The organism is Rhodococcus sp. SMB37, assembly GCF_004345605.1.
GTDB lineage: Bacteria > Actinomycetota > Actinomycetes > Mycobacteriales > Mycobacteriaceae > Rhodococcus.
This window is the reverse complement of record NZ_SLVY01000039.1, coordinates 1-5,406: the sequence shown is the minus strand read 5'-3', so window position 1 is coordinate 5,406 and position 5,406 is coordinate 1. Positions and strand designations below refer to the sequence as shown.

The following is a 5,406-nucleotide window of genomic DNA, read 5'->3' as shown; positions in this document are numbered from 1 at the left end:
GTGTGCGTGTTCTTTGAGAACTCAACAGTGTGCCGATGAATGTCAGTGCCAATATTTTTTGGTGCGACCCCCACATTTTTGTGGGTGGTTGTTTGCTGATCATCACATTCTTCCGTCTGTGGTGGTCAGTGTTTGAGCTAGTTTGAGTTTTAATGCTAGTGATTTGGCTCTTTTGTCTATGACTGATCAGCCCTTCGGGGTGTTGATTATGAGTCTTTAACGGAGAGTTTGATCCTGGCTCAGGACGAACGCTGGCGGCGTGCTTAACACATGCAAGTCGAACGATGATGCCCAGCTTGCTGGGTGGATTAGTGGCGAACGGGTGAGTAACACGTGGGTGATCTGCCCTGCACTTCGGGATAAGCCTGGGAAACTGGGTCTAATACCGGATATGACCAAGGACTGCATGGTTTTTGGTGGAAAGTTTTTCGGTGCAGGATGAGCCCGCGGCCTATCAGCTTGTTGGTGGGGTAATGGCCTACCAAGGCGACGACGGGTAGCCGGCCTGAGAGGGCGACCGGCCACACTGGGACTGAGACACGGCCCAGACTCCTACGGGAGGCAGCAGTGGGGAATATTGCACAATGGGCGAAAGCCTGATGCAGCGACGCCGCGTGAGGGATGACGGCCTTCGGGTTGTAAACCTCTTTCACCCATGACGAAGCGAAAGTGACGGTAGTGGGAGAAGAAGCACCGGCCAACTACGTGCCAGCAGCCGCGGTAATACGTAGGGTGCGAGCGTTGTCCGGAATTACTGGGCGTAAAGAGCTCGTAGGCGGTTTGTCGCGTCGTCTGTGAAATCCCGCAGCTCAACTGCGGGCTTGCAGGCGATACGGGCAAACTTGAGTACTGCAGGGGAGACTGGAATTCCTGGTGTAGCGGTGAAATGCGCAGATATCAGGAGGAACACCGGTGGCGAAGGCGGGTCTCTGGGCAGTAACTGACGCTGAGGAGCGAAAGCGTGGGTAGCGAACAGGATTAGATACCCTGGTAGTCCACGCCGTAAACGGTGGGCGCTAGGTGTGGGTTTCCTTCCACGGGATCCGTGCCGTAGCTAACGCATTAAGCGCCCCGCCTGGGGAGTACGGCCGCAAGGCTAAAACTCAAAGGAATTGACGGGGGCCCGCACAAGCGGCGGAGCATGTGGATTAATTCGATGCAACGCGAAGAACCTTACCTGGGTTTGACATATACCGGACGACTGCAGAGATGTGGTTTCCCTTGTGGTCGGTATACAGGTGGTGCATGGCTGTCGTCAGCTCGTGTCGTGAGATGTTGGGTTAAGTCCCGCAACGAGCGCAACCCTTGTCCTGTGTTGCCAGCACGTAATGGTGGGGACTCGCAGGAGACTGCCGGGGTCAACTCGGAGGAAGGTGGGGACGACGTCAAGTCATCATGCCCCTTATGTCCAGGGCTTCACACATGCTACAATGGTCGGTACAGAGGGCTGCGATACCGTGAGGTGGAGCGAATCCCTTAAAGCCGGTCTCAGTTCGGATCGGGGTCTGCAACTCGACCCCGTGAAGTCGGAGTCGCTAGTAATCGCAGATCAGCAACGCTGCGGTGAATACGTTCCCGGGCCTTGTACACACCGCCCGTCACGTCATGAAAGTCGGTAACACCCGAAGCCGGTGGCCTAACCCTTGTGGAGGGAGCCGTCGAAGGTGGGATCGGCGATTGGGACGAAGTCGTAACAAGGTAGCCGTACCGGAAGGTGCGGCTGGATCACCTCCTTTCTAAGGAGCATCTGTCCACACATCCCGAAGTGTCGGTGTATGTGTGTGACCAGAGGCCGTTTGTCTCCGTATGTGGGACACGGTTGCTCATGGGTGGAACGCTGACAGGTATCACTGCAGTAGAAGCGGGCTCAGTCTTGTTTCGTGGTGGTTATATCGGTGCGCTGTTGGGTCCTGAGAGAACACGTTTTCGTGTTTGATCAGCGACGATGACTTACGAAAACGGTTGGCCTGTGGGTCGGCGTCGGTAGGGGTTGTTGTGTGTTGTTTGAGAACTGCACAGTGGACGCGAGCATCTTTGTTGTAAGTGTTTATGAGCGTACGGTGGATGTCTTGGCACCAGGAGCCGATGAAGGACGTGGGAGGCTGCGATATGCCTCGGGGAGCTGTCAACCGAGCTGTGATCCGAGGATTTCCGAATGGGGAAACCCAGCACGAGTGATGTCGTGTTACCCGCTGGTGAATATATAGCCGGTGTGGAGGGAACGTGGGGAAGTGAAACATCTCAGTACCCACAGGAAGAGAAAACAATATGTGATTCCGTCAGTAGTGGCGAGCGAACGCGGAAGAGGCTAAACCATGGGTGTGTGATACCTGGCAGGGGTTGCACTTGTGGGGTTGTGGGGTTCATTGTGTCGGCGCTGCTGAGTCGGCCAACAGTAAGAAATCATGATGTTAGTCGAAGTGGTCTGGAACGGCCTGTCGTAGAGGGTGAGAGTCCCGTAGACGAAAACGTTGTGACTGTTGATGTGAATACCCAAGTAGCACCGGGCCCGTGAAATCCGGTGTGAATCTGTCGGGACCACCCGATAAGCCTGAATACTCCCTGGTGACCGATAGCGGACTAGTACCGTGAGGGAAAGATGAAAAGTACCCCGGGAGGGGAGTGAAATAGTACCTGAAACCGTGCGCTTACAATCCGTCAGAGCCTTTGAGCAGTTTGGTCTGCTGGGGGTGATGGCGTGCCTTTTGAAGAATGAGCCTGCGAGTTAGTGGCATGTCGCGAGGTTAACCCGTGTGGGGTAGCCGTAGCGAAAGCGAGTCCGAATAGGGCGTTCTGTAGTGGCATGTTCTAGACCCGAAGCGGAGTGATCTACCCATGGCCAGGGTGAAGCGATGGTAAGACGTCGTGGAGGCCCGAACCCACTTAGGTTGAAAACTGAGGGGATGAGTTGTGGGTAGGGGTGAAAGGCCAATCAAACTCCGTGATAGCTGGTTCTCCCCGAAATGCATTTAGGTGCAGCGTCGCGTGTTTCACTCTGGAGGTAGAGCTACTGGATGGCCGATGGGCCCTACAAGGTTACTGACGTCAGCCAAACTCCGAATGCCAGGGTGTGAGAGCGCGGCAGTGAGACTGCGGGGGATAAGCTTCGTAGTCGAGAGGGAAACAGCCCAGATCGCCGGCTAAGGCCCCTAAGCGTGTACTAAGTGGAAAAGGATGTGGGATCGCTGAGACAACCAGGAGGTTGGCTTAGAAGCAGCCACCCTTGAAAGAGTGCGTAATAGCTCACTGGTCAAGTGGTCCTGCGCCGACAATGTAGCGGGGCTCAAGTACACCGCCGAAGCCGCGGCATTCGCATAACACACGCTTGTTTCTGTGGAAACTTGTGCAGTGGTGTGGATGGGTAGGGGAGCGTCGTGCAGCCGTGGAAGCAGCAGTGTGAACTAGTTGTGGAGGCTGCACGAGTGAGAATGCAGGCATGAGTAGCGAAAGACGAGTGAGAAACTCGTCCGCCGAATGACCAAGGGTTCCTGGGCCAGGTTAATCCGCCCAGGGTGAGTCGGGACCTAAGGCGAGGCCGACAGGCGTAGTCGATGGACAACGGGTTGATATTCCCGTACCCGTGTGAACGCGCCCCTGATGAATCACTGGTACTAACCGTCCAAAAGGGCTTTGTTCTCCTTCGGGAGTTCGGGGTCTGGCTGCACGGGACCTTCGGTGGTAGTAGTCAAGCGATGGGGTGACGCAGGAAGGTAGCTGGGCCGGCTGGTGGATTAGCCGGTGTAAGCCTGTAGGGCGAGTGGTAGGTAAATCCGCCACTCACGTAGCCTGAGAGGTGATGCGTAGCCGTTGTGGTGAATTCAGTGATCCTATGCTGCCGAGAAAAGCCTCTAGCGAGCTTTCACATGGCCCGTACCCCAAACCGACACAGGTGGTCAGGTAGAGAATACTAAGGCGATCGAGATAACTGTGGTTAAGGAACTCGGCAAAATGCCCCCGTAACTTCGGGAGAAGGGGGACCTCGTCTGGTGAAGGGTCTTGCACTCTGAGCTGGGTGGGGTCGCAGAGACCAGAGAGAAGCGACTGTTTACTAAAAACACAGGTCCGTGCGAAGTCGTAAGACGATGTATACGGACTGACGCCTGCCCGGTGCTGGAAGGTTAAGAGGACCGGTTAGCTGCATTTGTGTGGCGAAGCTGAGAATTTAAGCCCCAGTAAACGGCGGTGGTAACTATAACCATCCTAAGGTAGCGAAATTCCTTGTCGGGTAAGTTCCGACCTGCACGAATGGCGTAACGACTTCTCTGCTGTCTCGACCACAGACTCGGCGAAATTGCATTACGAGTAAAGATGCTCGTTACGCGCGGCAGGACGAAAAGACCCCGGGACCTTCACTATAGCTTGGTATTGGTGTTCGGTTCGGTTTGTGTAGGATAGGTGGGAGACTGTGAAGCGGGCACGCCAGTGTTTGTGGAGTCGTTGTTGAAATACCACTCTGATCGTATTGGATGTCTAACCTCGGGCCCTGATCGGGTTCAGGGACAGTGCCTGGTGGGTAGTTTAACTGGGGCGGTTGCCTCCTAAAATGTAACGGAGGCGCCCAAAGGTTCCCTCAGCCTGGTTGGCAATCAGGTGTTGAGTGTAAGTGCACAAGGGAGCTTGACTGTGAGACTGACAGGTCGAGCAGGGACGAAAGTCGGGACTAGTGATCCGGCACCGGCATGTGGAAGCGGTGTCGCTCAACGGATAAAAGGTACCCCGGGGATAACAGGCTGATCTTCCCCAAGAGTCCATATCGACGGGATGGTTTGGCACCTCGATGTCGGCTCGTCGCATCCTGGGGCTGGAGTAGGTCCCAAGGGTTGGGCTGTTCGCCCATTAAAGCGGCACGCGAGCTGGGTTTAGAACGTCGTGAGACAGTTCGGTCTCTATCCGCCGCGCGCGTTAGAAACTTGAGGAAGGCTGTCCCTAGTACGAGAGGACCGGGACGGACGAACCTCTGGTGTGCCAGTTGTCCCGCCAGGGGCACGGCTGGTTGGCTACGTTCGGAAGGGATAACCGCTGAAAGCATCTAAGCGGGAAGCCTGTTCCAAGATGAGGTTTCTCACCCCTTTTTGTGGGGGTAAGGCCCCCGGCAGATCACCGGGTTGATAGGTCGGAACTGGAAGCACAGTAATGTGTGGAGGTGACCGGTACTAATAGGCCGAGGACTTACCATGAAGGTGCTACGCGTCCACTGTGCGGTGTCTGAGGCAGCACATGCTTCACTGTTTCCTGTCGGGTGATGGGGTGTGGTGGGGTGTTGTTGGTTTCATAGAGTTACGGCGGTTATAGCGATGGGGAAACGCCCGGTCCCATTCCGAACCCGGAAGCTAAGCCTGTCTGCGCCGATGGTACTGCACTCGACAGGGTGTGGGAGAGTAGGACGCCGCCGAACACCCGTTTGCG

General features: G+C 55.8%; 3 rRNA genes. All 3 read left to right on the top strand.

Annotated features, from left to right (window positions below):
* Positions 1-216 precede the first annotated feature (216 nt).
* The 3 genes from EV641_RS28965 (at position 217) to rrf (ending at position 5,395) form a co-directional block, all read left to right on the top strand.
* Positions 217-1,736: ribosomal RNA gene (locus tag EV641_RS28965) — 16S ribosomal RNA — on the top strand.
* Positions 1,737-2,037: 301 nt separating this feature from the next.
* Positions 2,038-5,177: ribosomal RNA gene (locus EV641_RS28960) — 23S ribosomal RNA — on the top strand.
* A gap of 101 nt (positions 5,178-5,278) precedes the next feature.
* A 5S ribosomal RNA gene (rrf, locus tag EV641_RS28955) occupies positions 5,279-5,395 on the top strand.
* The 16S, 23S and 5S rRNA genes sit together here, the layout of an rRNA operon.
* Positions 5,396-5,406: the final 11 nt, after the last annotated feature.